The sequence below is a fragment of the Exiguobacterium sp. s149 genome (genome assembly GCF_018618395.1).
Classification (GTDB): Bacteria; Bacillota; Bacilli; order Exiguobacteriales; family Exiguobacteriaceae; genus Exiguobacterium; species Exiguobacterium chiriqhucha.
Genome location: NZ_JACSLZ010000003.1, coordinates 54,074 through 78,922, shown reverse-complemented (window position 1 = coordinate 78,922; position 24,849 = coordinate 54,074). Strand labels below are relative to the sequence as shown.

General features: G+C 52.8%; 27 protein-coding genes, 1 pseudogene and 1 riboswitch. Of the genes and pseudogenes, 5 read left to right on the top strand and 23 right to left on the bottom strand.

Translation table 11 applies throughout. The features are described from left to right. Positions 1-36 precede the first annotated feature (36 nt). Positions 37-1,602, bottom strand: a complete 1,566-nt coding sequence (locus KNP81_RS05400; RefSeq protein WP_214719024.1) for a GGDEF domain-containing protein — start codon at positions 1,600-1,602, stop codon at positions 37-39. Between the two features lie 61 nt (positions 1,603-1,663). Here KNP81_RS05400 and KNP81_RS05395 point away from each other — a divergent pair. Then, a pseudogene (locus KNP81_RS05395) lies at positions 1,664-2,113 on the top strand (RNA-guided endonuclease TnpB family protein); the annotation flags it as partial. 71 nt (positions 2,114-2,184) lie between these two features. Here the strand turns inward: KNP81_RS05395 and KNP81_RS05390 are convergent. From KNP81_RS05390 to KNP81_RS05325, 14 genes are all read right to left on the bottom strand, one after another. Beyond that, the gene (locus KNP81_RS05390; protein ID WP_214719016.1) at positions 2,185-2,820 is read right to left on the bottom strand and encodes an SDR family oxidoreductase; all 636 of its coding nucleotides are present in this window, start codon (positions 2,818-2,820) and stop codon (positions 2,185-2,187) included. A 23-nt stretch (positions 2,821-2,843) separates the two neighbouring features. Continuing rightward, entirely contained in the window at positions 2,844-3,482 is a 639-nt protein-coding gene (gene thiE / locus KNP81_RS05385; protein WP_214719014.1) for a thiamine phosphate synthase, read from the bottom strand. Further along, entirely contained in the window at positions 3,454-4,293 is an 840-nt protein-coding gene (gene thiD / locus KNP81_RS05380; protein WP_251128984.1) for a bifunctional hydroxymethylpyrimidine kinase/phosphomethylpyrimidine kinase, read from the bottom strand. The genes thiE and thiD overlap by 29 nt, the downstream gene beginning before the upstream one ends. After that, positions 4,290-5,078 carry a hydroxyethylthiazole kinase gene (gene thiM / locus KNP81_RS05375; RefSeq protein ID WP_214719006.1) on the bottom strand — a complete coding sequence of 263 codons (789 nt, stop codon included), beginning with the start codon at positions 5,076-5,078 and terminating at the stop codon, positions 4,290-4,292. The genes thiD and thiM overlap by 4 nt, the downstream gene beginning before the upstream one ends. Then, positions 5,075-5,749, bottom strand: coding sequence for a thiaminase II (tenA, locus tag KNP81_RS05370; RefSeq protein WP_214719004.1), 675 nt, complete (start codon positions 5,747-5,749; stop codon positions 5,075-5,077). The genes thiM and tenA overlap by 4 nt, the downstream gene beginning before the upstream one ends. A gap of 81 nt (positions 5,750-5,830) precedes the next feature. Next, positions 5,831-5,935, bottom strand: a riboswitch (TPP riboswitch). A 61-nt stretch (positions 5,936-5,996) separates the two neighbouring features. After that, positions 5,997-7,445, bottom strand: coding sequence for an exopolysaccharide Pel transporter PelG (pelG, locus tag KNP81_RS05365; RefSeq protein WP_214718997.1), 1,449 nt, complete (start codon positions 7,443-7,445; stop codon positions 5,997-5,999). After that, the gene (gene pelF / locus KNP81_RS05360; RefSeq protein WP_214718995.1) at positions 7,426-8,844 is read right to left on the bottom strand and encodes a GT4 family glycosyltransferase PelF; all 1,419 of its coding nucleotides are present in this window, start codon (positions 8,842-8,844) and stop codon (positions 7,426-7,428) included. The genes pelG and pelF overlap by 20 nt, the downstream gene beginning before the upstream one ends. Next, positions 8,841-10,688, bottom strand: a complete 1,848-nt coding sequence (locus KNP81_RS05355) for a DUF2194 domain-containing protein (protein ID WP_214718990.1) — start codon at positions 10,686-10,688, stop codon at positions 8,841-8,843. The genes pelF and KNP81_RS05355 overlap by 4 nt, the downstream gene beginning before the upstream one ends. Further along, the gene (locus KNP81_RS05350) at positions 10,670-11,608 is read right to left on the bottom strand and encodes a tetratricopeptide repeat protein (RefSeq protein ID WP_214718986.1); all 939 of its coding nucleotides are present in this window, start codon (positions 11,606-11,608) and stop codon (positions 10,670-10,672) included. Before KNP81_RS05350 ends, KNP81_RS05355 begins: the two co-directional genes overlap by 19 nt. Before the next feature lie 4 nt (positions 11,609-11,612). Continuing rightward, positions 11,613-12,782: a GAF domain-containing protein gene (locus KNP81_RS05345; RefSeq protein ID WP_214718984.1), complete on the bottom strand. Its 1,170-nt coding sequence runs from the start codon at positions 12,780-12,782 to the stop codon at positions 11,613-11,615. A 160-nt stretch (positions 12,783-12,942) separates the two neighbouring features. Next, positions 12,943-13,770 carry a glycoside hydrolase family 191 protein gene (locus KNP81_RS05340; RefSeq protein WP_353047973.1) on the bottom strand — a complete coding sequence of 276 codons (828 nt, stop codon included), beginning with the start codon at positions 13,768-13,770 and terminating at the stop codon, positions 12,943-12,945. Between the two features lie 218 nt (positions 13,771-13,988). Then, positions 13,989-14,141, bottom strand: a complete 153-nt coding sequence (locus KNP81_RS05335) for a hypothetical protein (RefSeq protein WP_021065921.1) — start codon at positions 14,139-14,141, stop codon at positions 13,989-13,991. 48 nt (positions 14,142-14,189) lie between these two features. Next, complete coding sequence (locus KNP81_RS05330; protein WP_214718983.1) at positions 14,190-15,029, bottom strand: aminoglycoside 6-adenylyltransferase; 840 nt, start codon at positions 15,027-15,029, stop codon at positions 14,190-14,192. Then, positions 15,026-15,628: a pentapeptide repeat-containing protein gene (locus KNP81_RS05325; protein ID WP_214718982.1), complete on the bottom strand. Its 603-nt coding sequence runs from the start codon at positions 15,626-15,628 to the stop codon at positions 15,026-15,028. The genes KNP81_RS05330 and KNP81_RS05325 overlap by 4 nt, the downstream gene beginning before the upstream one ends. A 53-nt stretch (positions 15,629-15,681) precedes the next feature. Here KNP81_RS05325 and KNP81_RS05320 point away from each other — a divergent pair, with 53 nt between their 5' ends. After that, a complete protein-coding gene (locus KNP81_RS05320; protein ID WP_021065918.1) occupies positions 15,682-16,128 on the top strand; it encodes an NUDIX hydrolase in 447 nt (148 codons plus the stop codon). Here the strand turns inward: KNP81_RS05320 and KNP81_RS05315 are convergent. Beyond that, on the bottom strand, positions 16,102-16,809 hold the full coding sequence (locus KNP81_RS05315; RefSeq protein WP_214718978.1) for a YjjG family noncanonical pyrimidine nucleotidase: 708 nt from the start codon (positions 16,807-16,809) through the stop codon (positions 16,102-16,104). The two genes, KNP81_RS05320 and KNP81_RS05315, sit on opposite strands and share 27 nt — an antisense overlap. A gap of 72 nt (positions 16,810-16,881) precedes the next feature. Here KNP81_RS05315 and KNP81_RS05310 point away from each other — a divergent pair, with 72 nt between their 5' ends. Continuing rightward, positions 16,882-17,724: a GNAT family N-acetyltransferase gene (locus tag KNP81_RS05310; protein ID WP_214718976.1), complete on the top strand. Its 843-nt coding sequence runs from the start codon at positions 16,882-16,884 to the stop codon at positions 17,722-17,724. Between the two features lie 12 nt (positions 17,725-17,736). Here KNP81_RS05310 and KNP81_RS05305 read toward each other — a convergent pair whose 3' ends face one another. The 3 genes from KNP81_RS05305 to KNP81_RS05295 all read right to left on the bottom strand — a co-directional run bounded on the left by KNP81_RS05305 (position 17,737) and on the right by KNP81_RS05295 (position 19,940). Further along, positions 17,737-18,684 carry an alpha/beta hydrolase gene (locus KNP81_RS05305; protein ID WP_214718974.1) on the bottom strand — a complete coding sequence of 316 codons (948 nt, stop codon included), beginning with the start codon at positions 18,682-18,684 and terminating at the stop codon, positions 17,737-17,739. Positions 18,685-18,856: 172 nt separating this feature from the next. Then, entirely contained in the window at positions 18,857-19,612 is a 756-nt protein-coding gene (locus tag KNP81_RS05300) for an HAAS domain-containing protein (protein WP_214718972.1), read from the bottom strand. Continuing rightward, positions 19,587-19,940: a PadR family transcriptional regulator gene (locus KNP81_RS05295; RefSeq protein WP_029594492.1), complete on the bottom strand. Its 354-nt coding sequence runs from the start codon at positions 19,938-19,940 to the stop codon at positions 19,587-19,589. Before KNP81_RS05295 ends, KNP81_RS05300 begins: the two co-directional genes overlap by 26 nt. A gap of 171 nt (positions 19,941-20,111) precedes the next feature. On the opposite strand from KNP81_RS05295, the gene KNP81_RS05290 reads away from it, so the two are divergent. Further along, a complete protein-coding gene (locus tag KNP81_RS05290) occupies positions 20,112-21,569 on the top strand; it encodes an aldehyde dehydrogenase family protein (protein ID WP_021065911.1) in 1,458 nt (485 codons plus the stop codon). A 45-nt stretch (positions 21,570-21,614) separates the two neighbouring features. Here the strand turns inward: KNP81_RS05290 and KNP81_RS05285 are convergent, their stop codons facing one another. From KNP81_RS05285 to KNP81_RS05270, 4 genes are all read right to left on the bottom strand, one after another. Next, positions 21,615-21,953 (bottom strand): zinc ribbon domain-containing protein YjdM, encoded by a 339-nt coding sequence (locus tag KNP81_RS05285; RefSeq protein WP_214718970.1) that lies wholly within the window; start codon positions 21,951-21,953, stop codon positions 21,615-21,617. A gap of 66 nt (positions 21,954-22,019) precedes the next feature. After that, positions 22,020-22,532: a GNAT family N-acetyltransferase gene (locus tag KNP81_RS05280; protein ID WP_034779652.1), complete on the bottom strand. Its 513-nt coding sequence runs from the start codon at positions 22,530-22,532 to the stop codon at positions 22,020-22,022. 113 nt (positions 22,533-22,645) lie between these two features. Further along, the gene (locus KNP81_RS05275; protein WP_034779654.1) at positions 22,646-22,975 is read right to left on the bottom strand and encodes a four-helix bundle copper-binding protein; all 330 of its coding nucleotides are present in this window, start codon (positions 22,973-22,975) and stop codon (positions 22,646-22,648) included. 83 nt (positions 22,976-23,058) lie between these two features. After that, positions 23,059-23,670 carry a protein kinase family protein gene (locus KNP81_RS05270; protein ID WP_214718969.1) on the bottom strand — a complete coding sequence of 204 codons (612 nt, stop codon included), beginning with the start codon at positions 23,668-23,670 and terminating at the stop codon, positions 23,059-23,061. 153 nt (positions 23,671-23,823) lie between these two features. On the opposite strand from KNP81_RS05270, the gene KNP81_RS05265 reads away from it, so the two are divergent. Next, a complete protein-coding gene (locus KNP81_RS05265; RefSeq protein ID WP_214718967.1) occupies positions 23,824-24,720 on the top strand; it encodes an aldo/keto reductase in 897 nt (298 codons plus the stop codon). Positions 24,721-24,849: the final 129 nt, after the last annotated feature.

The window sequence follows — 24,849 nt, the reverse complement described above, 5'->3', positions numbered from 1 at the left end:
CTCCTCCAAATGATGTCATTCTACTACTCGTTCCCGTTATTTCGGACCGTGTAACACCTCATCGTAGATGGCATAATCGTTTTTTCCTTGTTGCTTGATTTGATACATCGCTTGGTCCGCCTTATGGATCAGCGTGTCCAAATCGTTGCCTTGGGTTGGAGAGACGCTCACGCCGATGCTCGCTCGAATCGGGATTTTCTCACGGCCGAGACGGAACGGTCGCTCTTCCAGCAGCGATTGTAATCGTTCGACGAACGCGACGATGTCATCCGCCTCGACGTCTGTCACATACATATAAAACTCATCGCCGCCGACACGCGAGGCGAGACCCGTCTCCGGTGTCGCCAGCTCGAGCAAGACGCCGAGGTGGACGAGAAAATCATCGCCAACCTGGTGGCCGTACGTATCATTGATGCCTTTGAAGCCGTCGAGGTCGAGAATGACGAGCGCGAGCGTATCCGCTTGCAGCAACGCCTGATCGGCTTGTTCATAAAACGCGCGGCGGTTCGCGAGCTTCGTGAGCGGGTCGTGATAGGCGAAGAAGCGAATCGACTGCTCGGCCTCTTTGAACGTATGGACATCACGAATCAAAATCATCCCGTGAATCTTTTGGTCGATATAGACGAAATCGCCGTCGATGACGACGTACCGTTCTTGTCCCGATTTCGTCTGAATCTTCGTCTCGAACTCGAGGAACTTCTTTTGGGCTTTGAAGTGCTTGGTGTAGTGCTCGCACCACTCGTCTCGCTTCTTTTCCGGCAACAAGTCGACGAAGCGTTCATTGACGACACGAACGGTATGGAACAGTGTCCGCGCGGCCGGGTTCGCACTCTCGATGCGACCGGTGTCGTCGACGAGCAGGATGGCAGACGGATTCAAGTTATAGAGCGTGCCGTATCGTTTCGCGTAAGACGCGAGGAAGTCGAGCCGGTTCATCGCCACGACGAGCGCGACCGTCCAGACCAAGCCTCCGTACATATAGGCATACGGTGGCATGATTCCACGAAACTGGAAATAACCGAAGACGATGTCCCAGACGAGGACGACGACCGCCGTCCAAATGAGCATCCGGAGCACCAGTTGATGTTCGTGGCGATCTGCACGCTTCAAGGCATACATCAGCAACACGATAATCAAGAAATGAAACACGTTCCCGACCGTCATCGTCGTCAAATAGGACACGTTGAACTCCGGATATATCCAAGGACCGACTTGATCGAAGCGCTGACTGTTCAAGATGTTCTCTTGACGGATGAACGTCAACGCGACCGGGATGAGCGGCAAATAGATGACATACGGATATATCCATTTCGGCAGTTTCGCCCCGACTCCCGTCACTTTGACGATAAAGTGGACGGAACAGACGAAAATCAAAATGCCGGCATTGCCGAACCAGTACGTGACGAAGGCCGGGCTCGCGTCAATCGGCGACAGGTGCCGACCGAACTCGGCCAAGAACAGCATCGCGTAGCCGAATACGAATAGGCTGAGCAGTCGATGTTCGACTTGGCGCGGATTGCGGAGCAAGACATCTAGGGCCAGGTGGCTCAATAAGAATGCCGGCAATAAATACACGGCCATATAGAGAAATAATGTGGTCACGGATAGACCCCTTTCTTCAAACAAATCCATCTCTTACTTTCTCTATCGGTCGAAACGAATCCTTTCTCGAGTGTACGGACACATCCATACAAAAAGCGAGCGGAACCAAAGTCCACTCGCTGTCTTCATCTCGTTTATCAAAAATAGGATCGTCAAAAACCACGACGTCATCGGCATCGAGACCCTGCAGGTGAAACACATGCAGCAGGACCGCAAGCTCAGCAAAGCGATCTCCGATGTCAGTTGGTCGGAGTTCTTCCGCATGCTCGCATACAAGGCGGACTGGTACGGCAAAACCGTCGTCAAGGTCGGCAAGACGTTCGCCTCGAGCCAGCTCTGTTCGAGTTGCGGCCACCGACACAGAGACGTGAAGCATCTCGGTCTGCGTAAGTGGACATGCCCGGGTTGCGGGACGCACCACGACCGCGATGTGAACGCAGGACTGAACCTCAAACGAGAGGCCGAGCGCATCCTGGCCTCCACAACCGTCGGGACGACGGGGATAGCCTGATCAGGTTCCGGTCGTTCGACTGGATCACCCAGGAATCCTCCACCTCCAAGTGAAGCGTAGGTGGGGGTAGTTCAAAATGTGTCTTCGATTGCCGTATCGCCTGTGACGAGATCAATCGTTTGATTGTGGGCCGCGTCATGTCCGATGACGTGTGCCAAGAAGGCCGCAACGTCTGCGCGTGGGATTTCCCCCGTCTTGACGTCGCTCGTCTTCACTTTGCCCGTTCCGGCATCATCTGTCAGCGCACCCGGGCGAACGATCGTGTACGTGAGCCCGCTCGCTTCAAGCAGACGGTCTGCATGGTGTTTCGCGACATAGTATGGTTTCATCTCTTCCGGCCATGCCGAACGATCTTCCGCCTTCAAGGCGCTGACCATGACGAACTGTTTTACATTCCCGTTCGCCTGAGCCGCCTCGACACTTTTCGCCGCGCCGTCAAGGTCGATTAACAGCGTCTTGTCGGCTCCGGTACTACCGCCTGAACCAGCCGCAAAGACGACCACGTCCATCCCAGACATCGCCTGTTCAAGTGACGACACGTCACCTTCGAGGTCGCCTAAAACGGCTTGATAGCCTTTCGATGTAAAGTCGTCGAGTTGCTCTTGTTTCCGCACCATCGCCGTGACTTGATGCTTCCCTTCCTCGTGCAATCGTTCGACGAGCTGTTTTCCAATCTGTCCATTCGCGCCTATTACAAATACGTTCATCTGTCTTCCTCCTCAAATTGAATTCAGAGACAAGCGAAACGCCGTGTGGCCATGGCCACATCCGGTGCAGAAGCGATAGCCGAGATGACGGCGACGCCGTCCGCCCCGTCGTTCCGAATCATCGAAACGTGTTCCGGTAAAATGCCGCCAATCCCCACGATTGGCAGCTCTCGATACAAGGCTCGAACTTGGCGGATGAGCACCGTCCCGTTCACTGCCCTGGCGTCTTCTTTCGAATTCGTCGGGTGGACCGGACCGATGCCCACATAATCCGCATGCTCGATGGCCGCCGCTACTTCTTCGAGCGTGTGCACCGAGACACCAAGCCATTTGTCCGGGCCGATTCGCTCACGAACGCGTGCGGCTTCGGCATCATCCTGTCCGATATGCACGCCGTCGGCATCGATGCGCTCTGCTAGGTCGACGTCATCATTGATGATGAACGGAACATCGTATGAGCGGCAGAGTGTTTGCAACGCTCTCGCCATCGCTTCTTTTTTATCCCCATACAGTGCATGTTTACCTTTTTCGCGAAATTGAAAACATGTCACGCCACATTGAAGTGCCGTTTCCACCGTCTGGAGCATGTCTTCCGCGTTTGCGGTTCCGCAAATAAAATAAAGCCGCAACTGCTCAGCGATGGTTCGTTGTGATGGATTCAAGCGTCACACCTGCCTCTCCATGTGTCGCATACGCCCAGTGATTCGTCGGTCCATGTCCGGCACCGATATCGAGTCCATGCGTGATCGCGCATTGGATGAACCGCTTGGCTGTAACCGTCGCCTCGAGGATGGAATGCCCTTTGGCCAGTTCCGCCGTGAGTGCTGCCGAAAACGTACAACCGGTTCCATGTGTGTCACTCGTCTGGATGCGCGGGGCCGACAAGAGGAACGTCTCTGACGCCGTCATGACCAAATCGTCCGCAGTTGCGCCATCGAGATGTCCGCCTTTTAAGATGACAGCACGGACACCATACGCTAACATCTGCTCTGCTGCTTTAATCCGGTCTTCAAACGTCCGAATCGTCATGCCCGTCAACACTTCCGCTTCCGGCACGTTCGGCGTGACGACGGTCGCGAGCGGCAAGAGGGATGTCTTGAGCGCCTGGACCGCCGAATCCTGAAGTAGCGAGGCCCCGCCTTTCGCAATCATGACCGGGTCAACGACGAGCCGATTGAATGTGTGACGCCGCACCCCATCAGCGACCACCTCGATGCGCGCCGCATCGAACAACATCCCGGTCTTGCACGCCGCAATCGTAAAGTCTGAACCGATTGCATCGAGTTGTTGCGTCACGAGTTCCGGTGACACCGCCTCGACCCCATGCACCCCACGTGTGTTTTGGGCCGTGACGGCCGTCAAAACACTCGTCCCGAACACACCGAGCTCTTGGAACGTCTTCAAATCAGCTTGAATGCCAGCGCCACCGCCCGAATCTGAACCGGCAATCGTCAATACTTGGGGCCGTATCATGACACCACCTCGATACGGTCACTCGGCAACTCGACCGCCGTCATCTTGCCAAGCTCATTCAAGAAGTGAACGGGGAAGTCACCCGGTCCGTCAGCCAAAGCGGTAGCGAGTTCGCCGCACCGGGCATAGCCGGCGAGCGCCGTCGCCGTGGCCGTAACAGCATCCCGTTCGACCGCAAGGAACGCACCGACGACCGCACTGAGTAAACAACCGGTCCCTGTCGTCCGGGCCATCGCGCCAGTACCGCCTTTAATTTCAATCGTCACGTCCCCGTCGCTGACGACATCCGTTTCTCCGGTCACGGCAACGACACAGGTATAGCGTCGTGCCGCCTCACGCGCGATTTGATTCAAATCGTCTCGCGTTTCACCGGCGTCCACACCGCGCGCCGCCGCGTCGAGACCAATCAATGTCGCGATTTCTCCGGCATTCCCACGAATGACCGTCACGCGGACATGTTGCAGAATCGCTTTGGCGACGTCGCGCCGGAATGAGGTCGCCCCGACCCCGACCGGATCGAAGACGACTGGACGACCCGCTTGATTCGCCGCCTGCCCGGCTCGAATCATCGTACGTTCCGTCATTGCATCGAGCGTGCCGATATTAAGCACGAGCGCATCGCTCACGGATGCCATCTCGGCCACTTCTTCGACCGCAGATGCCATGACCGGGGCCGCCCCGATGGCGAGCAACCCGTTCGCTGAAAAGTTGGCGACGACGATATTCGTGATGTTGTGGATGAGTGGCCGTTCGGCTCTGACTTTGTCCCATAAGTCGCGCTTCATCGTGTTACCCCCGCCGGTAAATCCCACGACTCGAGCGTCCACGCCATCTCCCAAAACGCGTGTTCATAATAACAACTCTTCAAGAACAGCTGCTGATACCGGAATCGCTCTTCCGCGGTCGCCTGTCCGGCGAGCACGTCGAGCCGTTCAATCTGTTCCTCGACGAGGTCGCGGAACCATTCCGACCCGTACGTCGCAATCCACGTCGTATAAATCGGATGATCGGGTGTCGCGTCTTTCAATCGCTCCCCGATCTCATAATAGACCCAGTAGCAAGGCAAGATTGACGCGAGCACGTCGCCGAGCGTCGGCCCAGCCTGTTGCATATGCATCGCATAGGCGTAAGCCGTCGGGGCCGGTTCGAACGTCGCCCACTCCGCCTCCGTCACGTCGAGCAACGTAAAAAACTCACGATGCAGCGCATGCTCCGCTTCAATCGTGTGAAGGGCGTGCGTCAAAAAACGGCTCGCCACTTCCATATTCGGGGCGAGCGTCGCGCCTTTCGCCTGTACTTTCGAAAACTGATTCAAATAATACGAGTCTTGCATGACGTAATGCCGAAATTTCGCCTCGTCGAGTTCACCCGTTCCGAGTTCGCGGACGAACGGGTGATCAAAACTGGCTTGAAACAAAGCATCTGCCTCTTGTCGTAGATGTGCGGTGAATGTCATGTGTTCTCCTCCTTTGTGATTAAAAAAGACGCCGCCTCCCATAACGGAAGCGGCGTCGGATTTACACAAAGTGTACGAGAACAATCGGTTCGCCCACTTCCCTACGCTAGCGTGAACTAGATCAGGTTCAAAGGGTCTGGACCTCGTCCATCTCAGCCGCGTCACGCGACTCCCCTAGTGGTAAACATTATGAAATTCGGTCGTCTACGACCACATCATATCAGTCTTTCCCTGTACTGAAAACCCTTTATCGCGAAAAGCGCCGGTTCAACAACGTTCCCATTTGCGAGAACCGCTCGGTGCCGAGCTTGCGCCGGTTCGACGCGGCGAACACGTAATAATCGACTTTGCCCATGTAATAAATCAAACGCAGGCCGGCCAAGAAGAACGTGATCGTCGTGCTGACGGCAAAGCCGACACCGTACCAATCGATGCCTCGCGGCAAGAGCAGTAACGTGAACAACGCGTTCAATGTGAAGAACGAGATGTTGACGAACAACGCCCCGCGCCGGTCCTCGAAATAGAGCAATAACAGCGTCAAGATGAGAATCATCGCATTCGCGAACGCCGCGAGCGTCGTCATCCGAAAGATTTGACCAATCTCATCCGGGACGCCGATCCAACTGACGAACGCGCCCGCCATCAGGATGGCGAACAGCGTCACGACGCCTTGGCTCCGCGCGAGTCGAATCAACTCATTTTTCAATACGGACGTCATCGTCTGTTTCGCCTTCTCGATTTGATGGAGTGCCCCGCCGTAGTTGATCAATCCATAAAACGTACGGTAGCGCTCATAAAATCGGGTCTCGACGGCGACGACGAACAACAGTTGCGTCGGGATAATCGTCAAGTACGACCAAAAGATGGCCGTATCATAATACGGGTTGAACAGGAACGAGTCCGCGATGATGACACGTCCTTCACCGAACCAGATGATGAAATTCGTGACCCAAATCCCGAGCACGTACAACACGCCGATGGCGAACAAGTCCGGATAGTGGTCGAAGTACTTGAAGTACGAGAACTCTTTCACCGCGTAACGGAGCGGGAACGTCCGGAGCATCGCGAAGAATAACCCGAACAACGTCACAATCATCCCGACCGTGAAACCGAGCAACAGCTCGAGACTCGACGGGTCGACCATGAGACGGCTGATCGCGTAGACGCTCCCGACCGAGATGAGTCCACCGAGCAAGAAGCTATAGGCCACCGCTTGATAATACTTGGCGGCACTCAAGAACAAGAACATGACCCAGATGACGTTAATCGTCATAAATAAAACGAACAACGTCAGTTTGTACAGAAAATCGAGCGGCGACAATAGCCAAAAGATACTATACAGCAAGCCTGCGGCGAGAATCGTCACTTTGAGCATCCCGGTGAACACCGGAAAAATCTCATGCGCCTTTTTCTCATAAAACAAGTCCGCCACGTATCGTGTGACGACGAGCTGTTGAAAACTGAACAAGATTTGCGAGAAGATGAACGCGTACGAGACCGAGATCATGAAGAGCGTCCGTTCGGCGAGCGACAACGTCGGCATTTGGAATGCCAACCATTGAATCGTACCGACGACCAAGATGACGATCAACCACGGTCCGGACGTGACGAGGCCGGAGAACGTGTACGCCTTCAGCCGGGACGAATAGTAGTCTTCTTGAAACAACTTCTGCAACTTAAACCCGATGCCCGCCATACTGTTCCCTCCTCGCTTCATAGATAGCCTTATAGCGGTCCACGACTTGTTGGAGACGATAATATTGGCGGACCCGCTCCCGTCCGTTCTTGCCGAACCGCATTCGTTCCTGCGGGTAATCCATCATCCATTCGACTTTGTCGGCGACCGCTTCCGGATGAACCGGCGGCACGATGAAACCGGCCGGACCGAACGGGTCATCCGCTCGTCCGTATAAAAGCTCGGAACAGGCGCCGACATCGGTGGCGACCCACGGAATCCCGGCGGCCATGCCTTCGAGAATCGCGAGCGGCTGCCCTTCCGAGATGCTCGTCAGGAGCAGTAAATCAAAGGTCGGCAAATACGTTTGGACGTCCACTTTCCCGGCCAGTTCGACATAATCGCTCAATCCGCTCTGTTCGATGAGCAGACGGCACTCTTCCGCATATTCTTCATCCTCATCGAGTGGACCCATGATCGTCAGTTTGAACAGACGATGCCGCTCCTGCAAAATCTTGGCGGCATAAATCATCGTCTTCAAGTCTTTGATTGGGACGAGGCGGACGATGGCACCGATTTGAAACAGGTCGTGCTCCGGACGATCGATCGTCGCCTGGATTTGTCGATCGGCAATCCCGTTGGCGATAATTTTCGTCTTCTCGCTCGGGGCGCCGATCCATTCCTGATATTCGCGATTCCGCTCGAACAAGGTGATAATCTCATCGGCCGCGTTATACGCCTCCCGGGACAAATGGTGGAAGAAACGGACCCATCTCGGTTTATACGGCGCCGGAATCCAATACGACTGTAAAATCTCTTCCTCGCGTTCACGGGAATAGATGCCATGCTCGGTCAAGATGAACGGGATCCCTTGCGTCTCTTTCATGTAGGAAGCGACTACCCCGGCATAACCCGTCGATACGGAATGGACGAGATCGACTTTCGGGAGCGGCTGATGGAGCACCCGCAAAATCGGGGTGTACATGCTTTGCCACATCCAGAAATAGTCGATGAACGAGCCGCCGTTCATCTCTTCGGCGTAGGCGGCCTTGACGTTGCGCCAAAAGAACTCGCTCGCGAAAAATGACTCGCTCGAAGGCACTTCTTTCCCGAGTAGTCGCAGCGCTTGTCGATTCGGGCTTCTCAACATGAGCCAATCCGACACGTTCTGTTCGTCGTCGGCACCCCACTTCAATCGTCCCCTCGCTCGTTCACCTACGTCGTTCAAATACAGATGGGTGATGCCGGAGACGTTTGGAGGGAGCGCGTATTTCATGTCTTCCGGCCGTTTCTCGGTCGGTTGAATCGAGATGATTTCAAACGACACCTCGGGCATCGCCTCGATTAACGTCTGCGTCCAGCTCGAGACGCCTCCGCTCACGTACGGATAACTGCCCTCTAAGACGAGTCCGATTTTCATTGCGCTTCCCCCTTGATGGCGATTTCAGCGTTCGCCGCTGACAGTTTGACGAGATAGAGAGGTCGGTCGGCCTCCCACTGTTCGACCGTCCCGAAGTCAAATTTCCCTGTCTCGAGTGATTGGCCCGGTTTCAGGCGAATCGTGAAATGAGACGGATTGATGAGTCCTTCCCCGGCCAAATAGACCGTCGACTCATCGAACGTGACGTTCAAATCAGCTTGTTGGTAGGTGATCATCTTCTCGGTCGCATAATGTTGCGTATACGCCTCGAGATGCGGATATTGGTCTCTCACGTCATGGACGATTTTACGCAGGCTTGTGAACATCGTATCCCAGTCCCGCCCGAAGGCCCGGTCTGGATCGATGACATCATCCGGGTGAATGAAGTGTGAAAATACGCCGAAGTTGGCGATTGCATCGACCATCTGGAAAATCGAGCCGCGCTCTTCCCCGTAATCGCTCGTCACGCGCGGGAAATGATAGAGGTTCGGGTGTGTCGCATCAAACTCGAACTCTTGCACGAAGTCTCCATTCTCGGGTTCCCCGGTGTAAAGGGAGGCAATCGTGCGAAGGTTAGGTAACGCCTCTGCGATTGCATCGACACCAGTCCGGTTGAGCGCATTCGATGGCGGGACGTATGACTTAAGCGTCTCGGCCGGGAAATAGTTCGCGAACACCGATTCAGCCTGCAATAACGACCGCTTCATCTCTTCTTTATCTTTCCACGGGATATAGCCATACGTCGGATCAATCGGTTCATCGGCCGTGACGAGCGATTGGTGATTATAACCATGTAACCCGATTTCTCCGCCGTGGGCAATCAGTTTACGTCCAAAATACAGCATCGGAAACTCACCGCGCTTAATCAACTGTTCGTCAACCAGTTCCATTTCTTCCTCATACGTTCCAATCATCGCACCTGTATAAATCACATCGTCGTCTTTCGCTAAATCGACCATGTCTTCCCACCAATTCTCGGCGAAGAAGTCTTTGACCGATTTATCGAGTGGTGTGGCGGAGACATCTTTCATCTTCCCGTCCATGACCGGCGCCGGGAAATCATCGATATACATGAGTTTGATGGCCGCTTGTGCCGTGACGAACGCCGGGGGCATCGTGCCAAGTGTCTGCACGAACAAGCCGCGAATCATCTTTTGGTTCGTGATTGTCGTATTCCAATACAGGACGTTCCCTTCACCAACACGGTATTCCCAAAGGATTGGGAAACCTTCGGCTGACAACATGACGTTGGCGTCATCTGCGACCGCAAAGTCGACGACGCTATGAACGAACAGGTCGTCCGGCGGATTCAAGTCGACATAGCCCGGGAAAATCGTCTCCTCGAAATTCAAGCCATATACGTCCGGCACATACTCACCAATTTCTTCAATCCCGGTCAACGCGTTCCACGCGGGGTCTTTGAACCGGTTCGCGAAGACAAGGTTGCCGCCCTGTTCGACGTAACGCTTCATCGCGACGAACGGCCATCTCGATGAATCTTCTCCGGTAAAAATGATAATCGTATACGGAGAAGGCGCAATCGATCCGACGGCACCAGGGCTGACATCGCGTACGTCGAGCTTCGCGTACTGTAAGCCGTGACGCAGATTGTCCGCCGTCTCGACCGCCAAATCCCCTTCATCCCGGACGAGATAAATTTGAAGTTGATGTTCGCCTGCTTTCGCTGACGCATCACTCTTCAATTGATCGATATTCATCTGCTGCTCGGCAACGTTCGGCAGTAGTGTGTGCAGCGAATGAATCCGTAAGTATTGAATCGCACCGACGATGACTAGAAATAAGACGATGAAGAGCGAGAATGAGATTACAGTTCGTTTTTCCATGATGTCGTGTCACTCCATTCTTCAAACAACAGTCGGTACTCATACGGCACATCGTCGAGCGTGAACTGGGTCTGCATCATAAACATGACCGCCTTCACTTCGTTCCAACGCTCCCGCTCATAATAGAAGTTGATGAGCATAAGATGGGCCTCGATTCGTTCCGGGAAATGGTGGACGTACTCCTTCAGGATGTTCAATTGCTCTTTTGGATGCTGTAACGTGAGATAAATCTCGTTCAAGTCTTCATAAATCCATGGCGTCGGGGGATAGAGCGTCTTCGCTTTTAACAATTCTTCGAGCCATGCGGTCTGCTTGTCCTTCAACATGACCTCGGTGATGAGCTCGCTATGAATCATCCGTTTATAGATTGTCGCGAGCCGTTGAATCGTGTCGGGATTCCCCAAATCATATTCGCGTTTCGCCAATTTCAGTTCTTGTTCATACTGGTCGATTAAGATATTCATCGTCGCCGCCGCATAATGGACGGTCTCGCTGTCCGTACTCTCGAGACCCATCTGCAAATACTTCCCTTGCTGGTCGATCGACTGATTGACGTGCGTCAAAATCGAATGTTTCCGGATGGCCGGATCTTTGGAATTGATGGCATCGTTGAGCGGCAACAAGTGCGTGCTGCTGTTCGCTTCATGACGAATCTGTTCATAGTTGACGACTTTGAAATCGATATAGTCGTCATAGTCTTCAATCAGACCGCTCCGGCCAAAGCGCTCGGCCAAACGATACACCGCATAGACGGCAAGTTCAGCCACAAACGGCAGGAACAGTCCGAAACTGAGTGCCGCCACCGCGACCCCATAGTCCGGTGCTTTCATCTTTCGTTTCAATGTGATTAACAAGACGAAGGCTAGCATAGCGTGAACGACATAAATCCCAATCAATCCGAGACGAACCGTCAGCTCCATACCGTCACACTCCCTTCTGGATCAAAATCCCTTCGATCCGATCATAAATCTGTTGACGGTGTTCTTCGCTCGTCCCAGGAAGTAAGAGCAACAGTTTGTTGTCTTCGGGATCGTAGCCGACGACGTCGATTTCCCGTAAATACGAGTGGACGATGGCCTCGATACTCTCGAGCGAGACCGGTTCATAGCCGAGCGCATAATCGAGCACGATATACGGCTGTCCGTGGTGAAGTTTCTTTTGTTCTTGAATGGCGACAAGTTCCGTGAACGCCTCTTTTTTATAGAACGAGGTGCCTTTATGCATTTTCTCGTGCTGCTCTTTGCGAATCAGATTTTCGGCGTTTTGGACGCGCGTCCCGATCCACGAGAACAAGATATTCAAGACGTGCAAGTCATCGGTCGTCAATTTGCGGAGCGGCAAGCGTTTGATGACGACAACTTCACGTGTCTGTCCGTCCACGACGATCGGCGCGAGCAACATCGGGTCTGTGTCTTCATCATCGAGTTGACGGAGTGTCGTCTCTTGGACTTGGAAGAACCGTTTGAACATGCTTGACGCCTCGTCGAGGAAAATTGTTTGCGGGAACTCTTTCTTTTCGGTTTGCCGAATCAAGAGACGCATCGATTTTTGTGAGCGATCGACGTGGTAAATGGCGACATCGCTAGCTAAAAACGTCTTTTTCAACAGGCGAATCGTTTCGCTTCGAATCAGTTCCGGGTGCGGCAAGTCGAGCGATACGGCAAGTTCATACAATTGGTTCAAGCTGTATTCGGATTGAAGTAGTTTTTGACGAAGTGTCGTTTGCGAAGTGTTGAGTAAATCGACGGTTTCTTTCAAATACGTGTTCTCATCTTTCAGTTCCTCATTGCGGAACTGACTGATTTCATAACGCTCTCGAAATGAGGTGCTGAACAACCCGACGATGACGGTGATGGCGAAGTAGTAAAACAGTGTAAGAAGTGAGTTTGTATCGTAGAACAAGAGGAAGACGTCCCCTCCCATTAAGCCGGTATATAACACCTTATAGAGGAGCAAGATGCCAAAACTGATTAAGCCGAAAATGGTGCCGTATCGTAAGGCGAATAAGATGGCGGCCGCATAAAACATGTTCAACTCATTTTGAATCGTGCCCAGATTAAAGAATAGATCGATTCCAATCAACAGCGCGAACACGACAAGAATTTCAACCCACTTTAGCCACGGACGGTCTTGAGCGTATAAAATGATAATCCCCTCCTCGCGATTGGTTCATCTGTACCAGTTTAGCAGCTAGCCAGTCGAACTTAAGTAACGGATCACGGCATCTTTTATTTCCTCATACCCTAATCAACACCTAAAAATCCCACGTATTGTAATACGTTGGTTCATGATAATGTATAAAGCCGTTCGCTTCGGCCAAATCACGACTCGTCGCCTCTTCTTGATCGGACACGGTGAGGACGGCAATTCCATACTCATCTTGAATCACGTTCATCCGGTCGAGCATCTCCATCGACCACGAATCAGACGTGATTTTGGTGTAGTTGAAGCCTTCCCACATGAAGCCTTCCACATATGGGGCACTCGTCCGTTCGAGCGTCTCGATGCCCCAATTTTGAACGACCGGGACGCCGGGATACGTACGCTCAATCGCCTGTAAGAATTTCTCGAGCCCAGCCAACTGTTCTGCTAAGTCTTCTGGATAATCCAAATGGACGTCATCGATGTCCCCGACCGTATCAAGGAAAATACCATCCAAATGTTTGTTGATGACTTGTTTTTGAATCTCGCGGATTAAAATTTTACGGAAGTCGGCCGAACTGATATCGGTCAAATACGAGTCCCATTTCGGAAAGTAAATCCGTTCCCCGTCCCGATAAAAGTAGTCATCCTTGTCCATTTGGCCGATCAGCGCTCGATTCCACGAATCTGCCTCCATTACATTGATATACCCGAACACTTTCGTCCCGTTCGATCGGATTGTCTCAATCTGTTCCGGTGTATACCAAATCGGTTCGATGATGACGAGGTCGTAGCGGGCCATATCCTCGATAATCGCCTCGGTCGGCATATTGTAGAAAATCTTGTAAGAGTGAATCTCATCAAAATCAAACGGCTCCCTTGTCGTACATCCTCCTAAACAGAAGATGAGCAATAAGCCGGTAAGCCACAATCGTCGCACGAGGACACCTCCTTGATGAGCAAATCTGTCTTGGTGTGAATCGGTCCGTTTGACGTTGAACGACGAGTAGATACACTCATCGTTTTTAGAAGGGAAAAATTGGATTTAGGTCATTGTATTCAGAGTTGCCCGGTTCTGGTCCAATCTAAACGTATCGCGTTCGATTCCGTTCAATACAAAAATCGCTATAAAAAAAGAAGACTGATGAAAACAGTCTTCTAACGTCCAGTAATGAGCAAATATAAGTTGAAGGCCACGAGTCCAAGCGGAAATAAGGCCACGACAACAATCGGCCATTTCTTCGTCCGGATGCCGACAAATAGTAGTAAACTCCCTACTAGGAGCGCGATGAACGTCGTATACGGATTCAAGCGTCATTCCCCCTTCTATAGAGGGGCTTTTCCCGACTCGACCTAAACTTAACCGTGTGAACCCCAAAGCGTCGAAAAAGCGTCACGAATTCGATGCGCTTCCTCTGCACGAAAAGGATACCCCGCCCGCTCGGCGACCCGTCTGCTCGTGCATTCAAACTGCTCGACCAACACTTTATGGGCCGCCTCGAGGGAAGTCGTCTCGATTGCCGGAAATGTATGAAGATAGCTGTCCCACCTTGCCGCATCCACGTACGGGGTCAGACCGTCACCGGCCTTCCCCGCGTTCACGGTGAAGTCCATCGTAAAACCGACTTCCCACGACAGCATCTGACGGAGCATCGCCCTCATGATTGTGACATGGTCGTACGCGTATAATAACTGCCCCCGCTTGATTCCTTTGACGACGTAAAGCGACACCCACCAAAACTCGTTCCAGCACTGCTCATAGTCGAATCGGCTCGGTCGTTTGATACGGTACGTGTCATCAGATGGAATCGGTTGACCGGCAATTCCATCTTTATCGACGAGGACGAGACTGAGTGAGTCAGCGTGAATCGCTTCCTGCACGTCACGCAGCGGGCGAACGGTCAAATCGACGCGATGACCGGCTGCAAACTGGACGAGAAACGCAAAACGCTCATATTCGTCGCCTCCCGGCACCTCATCCGGCGTCTGCATAATCAAGACGTCCCCGAGCGGCAGCATCCAAGAACGGTCCTCGATGAACGTGGTCACGTCTTCGACGAAACAAGTGACATCGACGTCTTGAAAACGGTCTAGTTTTACGTGCGGATTGACGAGCGACCCGTTCAAGACGAGGACGCGGACGTCTTCCCGCTCCGCGGCCATGGCCGTCAAGTGCTCGAGCACTTGCTCATTGGTCATATGACGTTCGCCCCGAGCGAGCGGGCGATTTGGACGGCCTGTATCACGTCAATCGTCGCTTGTTTCAGGATGACGTCCGAGAAATCGACCCCATCCATCTCGGCCCCGACAAAATCAGCCTTGGTGCAATCGGCATGCTGCAAGACGGCGCGAGACAAGACGGCGTTCGTCCAGCGTGACTCTGTCAAATCGGCACCGTATAAATCGGCCTCGGTCAACCGGACCCCGGACCAATCCATCTTCCGGAGCGGGGCGTGACGCAGATTGACGAACGACCAATCGCCCTCGCGTACGACGACGCCTTCAAACGTGCATGACTCAAACGAAGAACCCGTCATCTTGCACTGATCGAACTCGCTCAAAAACAGATTCGCCCCGTTAAACTGACAGTTTAAGAACGAGCTGCCACTGTGGCGCGAGGCGTTCCACTTCGAATCGGTGAAGTCACAGTTGATGAAACGACACTGTTCAGTCTCGAACTCGGTCGCATCGATATAGGTGAAGCGGCAGTTCTCGAACGTCGTCTGCGTGAGTTGGATGTCACGGAGCGTCTCGTCGCGGAAGTCCTCGCCTTTATAACTCTCATTTGATTGAAACATGACCTGCCTCCTTGGCATATACTTGATGTAGCTTATGGAATGGAGTGATACACATGGATATCGTATTTCCGACCGAACACGGCACGTTCAATTATCGCGTCGCCGGCATCTGGGTCCAAGACGGTCATTTGCTCGTTCATCGGAACGTGAACGATGACTTTTGGGCGTTGCCGGGCGGCCGGGTCGGCATCGGCGAAGAGGCCGAGCTCGCCTTGACGCGTGAGCTGCAAGAAGAACTCGAAGCGACACTGACAGGAACGACGTTCGCTTTCGTCTCCGAAAATTTCTTCACATATTTGGAGCGCACCGTCCATGAGATCGGCATGTACTTTTATGTGTCGGGTGACCTCCCGCTCCGGCATGGAGACTTCCATGGACCGGAAGGAGATCACCTCATCTATCGTTGGCAGCCGCTCGACGCGCTCCGGGACTTGAAACTCTTCCCGGAGACACTCTATGCGTTGCCGCAATCACTACCGCCCCACTTTATCGATCGCTGAGCTTGATAGAATCGACTTCAATTCGTGCAAGTCTTGAATTTCATACGTCGTCTCGACCGACGCCGCAATCTCGTGCGGGTTGTACCAGCACGTGTCGAGCCCATACATGCGTCCGCCGGCGATATCTGCCGTCAGCGAGTCACCGACGATGAGTCCACGTTCCGGTGCCACGTTCGGCACGCGGTCGAACACGTAATCGAAGAACGGTGTCATCGGCTTTTGCGATCCGGTCGCATCCGAGACGAACACGTCCTTGAAATAAGGAAGCAGTCCCGACGCTTCGAGCCGCTTGAACTGCGTCTCCGTCACACCGTTCGTGACGATATAGAGCGGATACTGTTCACTGAGCGTTTGGACGAGCTCGAGTGCCCCATCGATGATGTGTACCCCGTTGTGCAAATGGTCGCGATAGCGCTGTTCGACTTCATGTGCATCGATCGTGATGCCGAGCGTATCGAACAGTTGCGTGTGTCGGCCCATTAAGACGTCTTCCCGTCCGACCTCGCCGCGCTCGAACGCGCGCCATAATCCGTTATTGATCGTCACGTACTGTTGTTTCAATTCATCTGTCATCCGAACGTTGTGTGCCGCGAGCAACTGCTCCAAGGCGACGTGCTCGCTCTGTTTAAAGTCGAGCAACGTATCGTCGACATCGAATAAAATCGCTTCATACCGTTTCATAATCTGTATTACCCCTCTCTGCCTCTAATGTACAGGAACGGACCGAGAAGTTCAAAACAAGGAGTGAGTCATATGGCTAAACGACCTACCAGCAATCTCGAGTATTCAGGGGAAGAATTCGCGTCATTTTTCTATTTGGCCGATGAGATGTTCGGCATCGATTTTGGTGAATGGTACATGGCCGGCGAATGGACCGACCGCTATCGTTGTTACTCATTGACGTTTTATCGGAATGTCATCTCGAACGTCGGGATGAGCCGGATGACGATCGTGGCTGACGGAGCCGCTCGCGAGACGTATCAGATCGGGACGGTCATGACCGACGAGGATCGACAAGGACAAGGACTCGCCACCCGCATCTTCAAGCATGTGTTCAAGCAACATGACGCCGATGCCTTGCCTTATTTTTTGGCTTGTGACGAAGGGGTTGAACCGTTTTACGAGCAACAGGGGTTCTCCGTCCAACTTGAAACGGAGCTATTCGTTTCAGTATCGGGATCCGCTTCCCCACTCGAACGTGTCGATGTCGATGCCGAGCAGTGGCGTCGTTTCAAGCTGGAGTCACTCCCGTTTTCACCGCGTCTGTATACCACAGACGACATGCACATTTGGATGTTCCATTACTATCAAGGGATGGACGAGGACGTGTATCGTTTCGATGACGTCCATGTCATTTATATGATTGAGCGCTCGCGCTTAAACTTGTATGCCGTGCTGTCGCCGCGACCTGTCGATATGCGTGACGTCGTGGCTCGCCTCTCCTTTGAAGGCATCACCGAAATCGTCTTTAAATTCACGCCCAATCTGGACGGTGTGGAACAACGTCCGTCCCACGACGGCCAATGGATGATTCGCATGAACGAAGGACAACTCTTCCCGGAAGGTTGTCGCTTCCCTTATTTATCGAAAGCATGAAAAAAACTCGCCTCAGGGGCGAGTTTTTTGCGTATGGAAGGCATGTCCGAGCGCCTGCGCCGCTTCTTTGACGGCTCGTCGCGCTTCCGGAACGTATGCGTAGTAGTTGACGAATCCGTGGATGAGTCCTCCGTAATTGTGATACGTCACCGGGACACCGAGGCTAATCAATTTGTTGGCGTATGCGCGTCCGAGGTCGCGGAGCGGGTCGTATTCGGCCGTCAACAACGTCGTCGGGGGAAAGTCCCCTAAGTGGTCCGAAAAAATCGGCGAGGCGTACGGATGCATCAATTCCGACTCATCATGGAAGTATTGTTGCTGGAACCACCGGATGAGCCCTTCATCGAGCAGATAACCGCTCGCGTAATCAATCAATGACAGCGGCAAGTTCTCCTCGGTCCCGGTAACCGGGTAAAACAGCAACTGATGCATGACGAGGGGGCGACCTCGTTCAATCGCCATCAAGGCGCTGACCGTAGCGAGCGTCCCGCCGGCACTGTCACCGCCGACGGCGATGCGCTCGGCATCGATTTCAAGTTCCGAGGCGTGATCCGCAATCCAAACGAGCGCCTCATAGCTATCGTAGACGGCTGTCGGAAATTTATGCTCCGGAGCGAGTCGGTAGCCGACCGAGATGACCGTGCAGTCGGCCTCGTTCGCGATCGTCCGACATATCGCATCATGGGTGTCGAGACTGCCCGTGACATATCCGCCACCATGAAAATAGACGAGTGCTGGCGCGATCGTTCGACCCGACCGATAGATGCGGATTGGGAGCGAACGGCCTGGGAGTGCGATCAGACGCTCTTCGACGTCATGCACGTGCTCTTTATGTTGAAACCGGGTCATCATTGCGTCTTCTTGTCGTCTTAATTCGAGCGGATCCAATTGGTCATATGTGGTCGAGATTTGATTTTGAAACTGGTTCAAATAAAATTGAATCGTCGGATTGACTGGCAACGGGAATCCCTTCTTTCTCTTTTAGGCATACAGTTGCCTATTCCCAGCCGCGTTACACTCTAAGCAGACGTGAGTGCTTTTTCGGACAACCTGTCTCATTGATCGTCGGCTGCGGCCATGAGATAGCCCAAAGGTAGGCTCAAGAAGAGAAATAATCCGAAGCGTCCCCGCATCAAACTTGCCCCTTTTGGTTCTTTTTCCACCACACGAACAAGAAAATCCCCATCCCAACGAACAAAATCAGCATCGAGTAAATCAATTGTTGTTCGAGCGGCAAGCTTGTTTGGGCGAACGCATATTGCGGTCCAAACAAGAGAATCGGGATGATCAGATTGATCCATGTTTTCGTCCAAACCGAGACGATGAGCAACGTGACGACGGCAAGGCCGAGCAACACGAGTTGACCGGTTGGGCCGAACACGATCGTTGGGGTCTCGACGAAGATGTCGAGCACCATCAGCCCGAGGAATAACGTCATCGGCATCGCGGCGAGCGCAATGTATATCATCCCGTTTTTGAATTTACTTTCTTTCGAGCGGACCGACATGTTGCGGAACGCTTGTGAAGCGGCGAGTAAGAACAGGACAGCGACGAGCGGGAACCCAATCAACTGGACCGTCGAGAATGTCATCTCGCCTTGAATGAAGTTGGCGATGATGATGTAGGCGAACACGTTCGGAATGATCATCGCGATGATTTTGAAAAACCCTTTTCCATCGAACGCCATCTCACGCCCAAGATGCTGCATGTAGGCTTTCGGGCTCTGGCCGACGACATCGTCCACGCTTTTGCCTGCGCGTTCCGCCTCCTCGAGGTGGTCTTTCAGCTCGGCGACAACGTCTTGCACTTCCCCTTCCGATTTCCCGCTCGACATGAGATATACCGCTAAATCATCCAAAAAATCACGACTCTTTTTTGAAAGTCCCATCTTCATTCCCCTCTCCGAGTACGCGGTCGACGCCGCTTGACACTTCCGCCCAACGTTGTTTGAAGGCCAGCAATTCTTGCTGCCCCGCCTCCGTCAAGATGTAATACTTTCGCTTCGGTCCTCCGGACGGCAGTGTTTTTTGAATCGTCTCGACCCAGCCGTCTTTCTTCATCCGCAACAACACCGGATAAATACTGCCCTCGCTCACCATCGTGAATCCGTACGCCTGCAACTTCTCCGACATCTCATAGCCGTACGTCTCTCCTTTATCGATGATGGCCAACAGGCACCCTTCGAGCAAGCCTTTCAACATTTGACTCATCGCCATGGCGTGACCTCACTTTCATTAAACTAACTTGTTATACATAATAGTAATGGAAGGTACTACCAATTGCAACTACTTTGTAAAACAAGCTAGTTGCGCATCGATAGGTTTAATTTTTCAAATCAGGTGAATACTTCTTAAGGTGAAGCAAAAACATAAAGGAGTGTTTTGAACATGCATACTGATTTTACGAAGATGTACATTGATGGCCAGTGGGTCGAGGGATCGAGCGACAAATCGATTGATAACACCAATCCGTTCACGGACGAAACGTTATTCTCCATCCGGTCGGCCGACGAATCTGATCTCGATAAAGCGTACGATGTCGCCAAAGGAGCACAAGCCGAATGGGCGACGATGCTCCCGCAAAACCGACGCGCCTTGATTGAGAAGTTCGCCGAAGTGACGTTACAACATAAAGAAGACATCATCGAGTGGCTCGTCAAAGAGTCGGGAAGCACGCGCATTAAAGCAGAAGGTGAATTTTTAGCATCGATGGCGATCATCAAGGAAGCGGCGACGTTCCCGTTCCGCATGGACGGCCTCATCAAGCCGTCAATCGTCCCGAACAAAGAGAACCGGGTGTATCGGAAACCGCTTGGCGTCATCGGCGTCATCAGCCCATGGAACTTCCCGTTCCACCTCGCGGTCCGCTCCATCGTCTCCGCGCTCGCGACGGGCAATACCGTCGTCGTCAAACCGGCGACGGCGACACCGGTCACAGGCGGTCTCCTGTTCGCTTCGTTATTTGAAGAAGCGGGCCTTCCGAAAGGCGTCTTGAACGTCGTCGTCGGTCGCGGTTCGGAGATTGGGGACGCGATCGTCGAGCACCCGGTGCCAAAACTTATTTCGTTCACTGGTTCGACCGAGGTCGGCAAAGGTATCGCCGAAAAGGCCGGACGCCTGTTGAAGAAAACAGCGCTCGAACTCGGCGGGAATAACGTCTTCGTCGTGTTAGACGACGCCGACATCGACCGTGCCGTCGAATCGGCCGTCTACTCGAAGTTCTATCATCAAGGGCAAATTTGTATGTCGACGAACCGAATTCTCGTCGCCGAGTCGATTCACGATGCGTTCCTTGAAAAATTTGTGGAGCGGGTTCGCGCCTTGAAGTTCGGCAATCCGAACGAATCGGATACACAAGTCGGGCCGCTCATCGATCACGATCAAGTCGACCGTATCCTCGATCAAATCAAGCAGACGGTCGACGCCGGTGCGACGCTCCAAGTCGGCGGTAACGCTGACGGGAACGTGCTCGAGCCGACCGTCGTGAGCGGTGTCACAAATGACATGCCACTCGCGAAAAATGAGATTTTCGGACCGGTCGCCGTCATTCTGTCGTTCAAAGATGACGCCGAGGCGCTGAAACTCTCGAACGAGCTCCCGTACGGACTGAGCGGTGCCGTCCACGGTTCAATCTATCGTGCGACCGAGTTCGCCCGCCAAGTCGAGACGGGGATGATTCACGTCAACGACCAGTCGGTGAATGATGAGCCGCACTTGCCGTTCGGTGGTGAGAAAGATTCTGGTCTTGGCCGTTTCAACGGCGAATGGGTGCTCGAGGAGTTCACGACGCTCCAATGGGTATCCGTCATGCACGAACGCCGGGAATACAAACCATTCTTTTCATAAACAGCAAAAAGCGTGTTGATCCGCGAACGGATCAACACGCTTTTTTTAGATTTTTTTTACGAACTCCGATTTGAGCTTCATCGCACCGAAGCCGTCAATCTTGCAGTCGATGTCATGGTCCCCGTCGACGAGACGGATCCCTTTCACTTTCGTGCCTTGTTTGACGACGAGCGACGTCCCTTTCACCTTCAAATCTTTGATGACCGTGACTGTGTCTCCGTCTTGGAGCACATTTCCGTTCGCGTCTTTGATTTGCGCGTCTGCTTCCGCTTCGGCTACCTCGCTCGGCGACCACTCGTAGGCGCATTCCGGACAGACGAGCAAGCTCCCGTCCTCATACACATAAGTCGACTGACATTTTGGGCAATTCGGTAGTTCTGTCATACTGATTCCTCCATTCGATACACTGTTCCCAGTATACCGCAATTTTAGAAGTTCGACAGCTAGCGGTCAGCCTTCTTGCGGAGTCTCGGGGCCTTTCAAATCAAGCTGATAAAACGATAAGTCCAGCCATTTGCCAAACTTGTATCCGGCTTTTTTAATCGTGCCTGAATGGACGAACCCTAATTTTTCATGGGCTTTGACGCTCGCGATATTGGCGGCATCGATACCACCAATCATCGTCTTCACTTCCCGTTCTTCACCGATGCGGATGATTTCACGGAGCAATTTATTCCCAATCCCTTTCCCCCGATAGCCGGGATGCACGTACACCGAGTGCTCGACCGTATACTGATAGGCCGGCCATGGACGGAACGGGCCGAACGTGGCAAATCCCATGACGACATCGCCTTCCTCCCACACGATGATCGGGAGCCCGGACGCTTTTTTGTCTTCGTACCAAGCGACACGATTTTGAAGCGTCACCGGCTCGTAATGGTAAACAGCTGTACTGTTGACGATTGCGTCATTGTAAATATGTAAAACGGCTTGAAGGTCGTCTCGACGGCAGTTGCGAATCATGAGGACACCATACTTTCTATAAGTTTTCTTTATTATACTTATCTCGATTTCAAAATACACGTAACGATTTGCTGCCACAAAAAAAGTCAGCCGTTTCGACTGACTTTTTTACCTTAGGCTGCCAAACGGTCACACATCGATGCGCACTCGAAACAGACGCGCGCACATTCCTGACAATGTTCGTGCTTATGTTTCTCACACTCTTGGGCACACGCCTTACAGACGACCGCACAAGCCCGGGCCAGTTCCGGTACGAACGCCGAATCCCGTGTCATCGCCTCGGCGAGGAATGAACAGATTGCAGCGCACTCACGATCGAGTCGGATACAGTCGACCATCATCTTCACGTCATGTTCCTCGAGACAAGATTCAAGACAGTAATTGCATGTCTCCACGCAATCGTGCAACGTTTCCAGTTCGTTCGCATAAATTCGATGAGCCATGTATTCGTCCTCCTTTTGAATGACTACACAACGACAATACGTTACTGTTGTTCCCTAATCTTCAAAAGAAAAACGACCGTCGACTAACGTCTCGGGTCGTTCACGAATGTACGATATAGGTAGGCGACACCGTTCAACCAGCGCTCCGAATACCGCTTCGGCATGAAACGGAGGCGATAGAGCCGATACATCCGCTTCAAATCTTCCCATTGGTGATCGACTTGTTGCCCTTGTCGGAATCGCGCCAAGTCAATCAAATAGAGTCGGCCGTCCGGCGTGAGGATGAGGTTGCGCAAATGGACATCGGACGGGGTCAACCCGAGTCGCCGGGCCGCTATGAGCGCCTCATCGACTTGCTTGATGTACGCGGGGTCGATCCAAATGCCTTCAATCAAACATTCAAACAGTGTCTTCCCTTCGATATAGTCGATGACGATATAGTTCGGACCCGCTTCGTACAGACCCGGGAATTGTGGCAACCCTTCGAGCGTCCGATAGATCACGGCTTCCTCGGCCGCGATGTGCGTATAGCCAGGGAAAAACACTTTAATGACGAGTCGGGTAGCTTTGATGCGGAACACGGCAGCACTTCGCCCGATGCCGTGCAGTTCGAGGTCGGGATGATAGGCGGTCACACGCGTGTCTTGCCCATGTCGCTCAAACGTGACGCCCGCATATTGTTCATAATGATTCATAGAGCACTCCTCTTTTTCGGTTCATCTCTTTCCTATCATAACTGAAATCACTTTCATTTGACTCGGTCCGCGTCCGTCCGACACGCCCAATAAGTGACGCATCCCCCGACTATCTCTATAATGAAAGCGACAGAAAATGAGGAGGAATCAATCATGCAACGTATCGAACTGACAGAAGACTTATCATTCTCACGGATCATCCACGGCATGTGGCGTCTCGCTGAATGGGATATGAGCCCGCAGGAACGTCTCACGTTCATCGAGCAATGTATCGAACTTGGAATCACGACGTTCGACCACGCCGATATATACGGTGGCTATACATGTGAAGGACTATTCGGAGAAGCACTTCGCCTCAATCCTTCACTTCGCGATCAAATCGAGATCGTGACGAAGACTGGCATTAAACTGACAGGTTCTTTCAACCCAGGCCAAACAATCAACCATTATGATACGACGAAAGAGCATATCATCCGTCAAGCCGAGCGTTCACTCAAAGAGCTCGCCATTGACCAGATTGACACGCTGTTGATCCATCGTCCCGATCCGCTCATGGACCCGGACGAAGTCGCTGAGGCATTCATTACGTTACAACGCAGTGGAAAAGTCCGGACGTTCGGTGTCTCGAACCACGTACCGGCAACCCAACAGTTGCTCCAGTCACGCTTACCGTTCCAACTCGTGACGAATCAGCTCGAACTTTCACCGATGCAACTGAAACACTTCGAAGATGGTTCTGTCGACCTATGCCACGAGAAGCGGATGCCGCTCATGGCGTGGAGCCCTCTCGCCGGCGGACAACTGTTCACCGAGGCCGCTTACGCACCGCTTCGTGAAAAATTGGAGGAAATCAGCGATCGGCATCAAGCTGGCGGCATCGACGCCGTCGTCTACGCGTGGCTCTTAAAGCACCCGGCCAAGATCATGCCGATCGTCGGATCTGGGAAAATTGAACGAGTTCGGACCGCCGTCGATGCGCTTCAGATTGACCTGACGCGAGCAGAATGGTTCGAAATTTTGAAGGCGGCCCGTGGCCGTGACGTGGATTGAAGTTAAAAATAAACAAATAAAAGCCTTTTAATACCATTTAATTATTTCTGACGATTTTCGTCATTTTTAAGAACATCGTCATTACAATGTTCATTCGTCAAAAATCGACACGTGTCAAATGGAGAAATT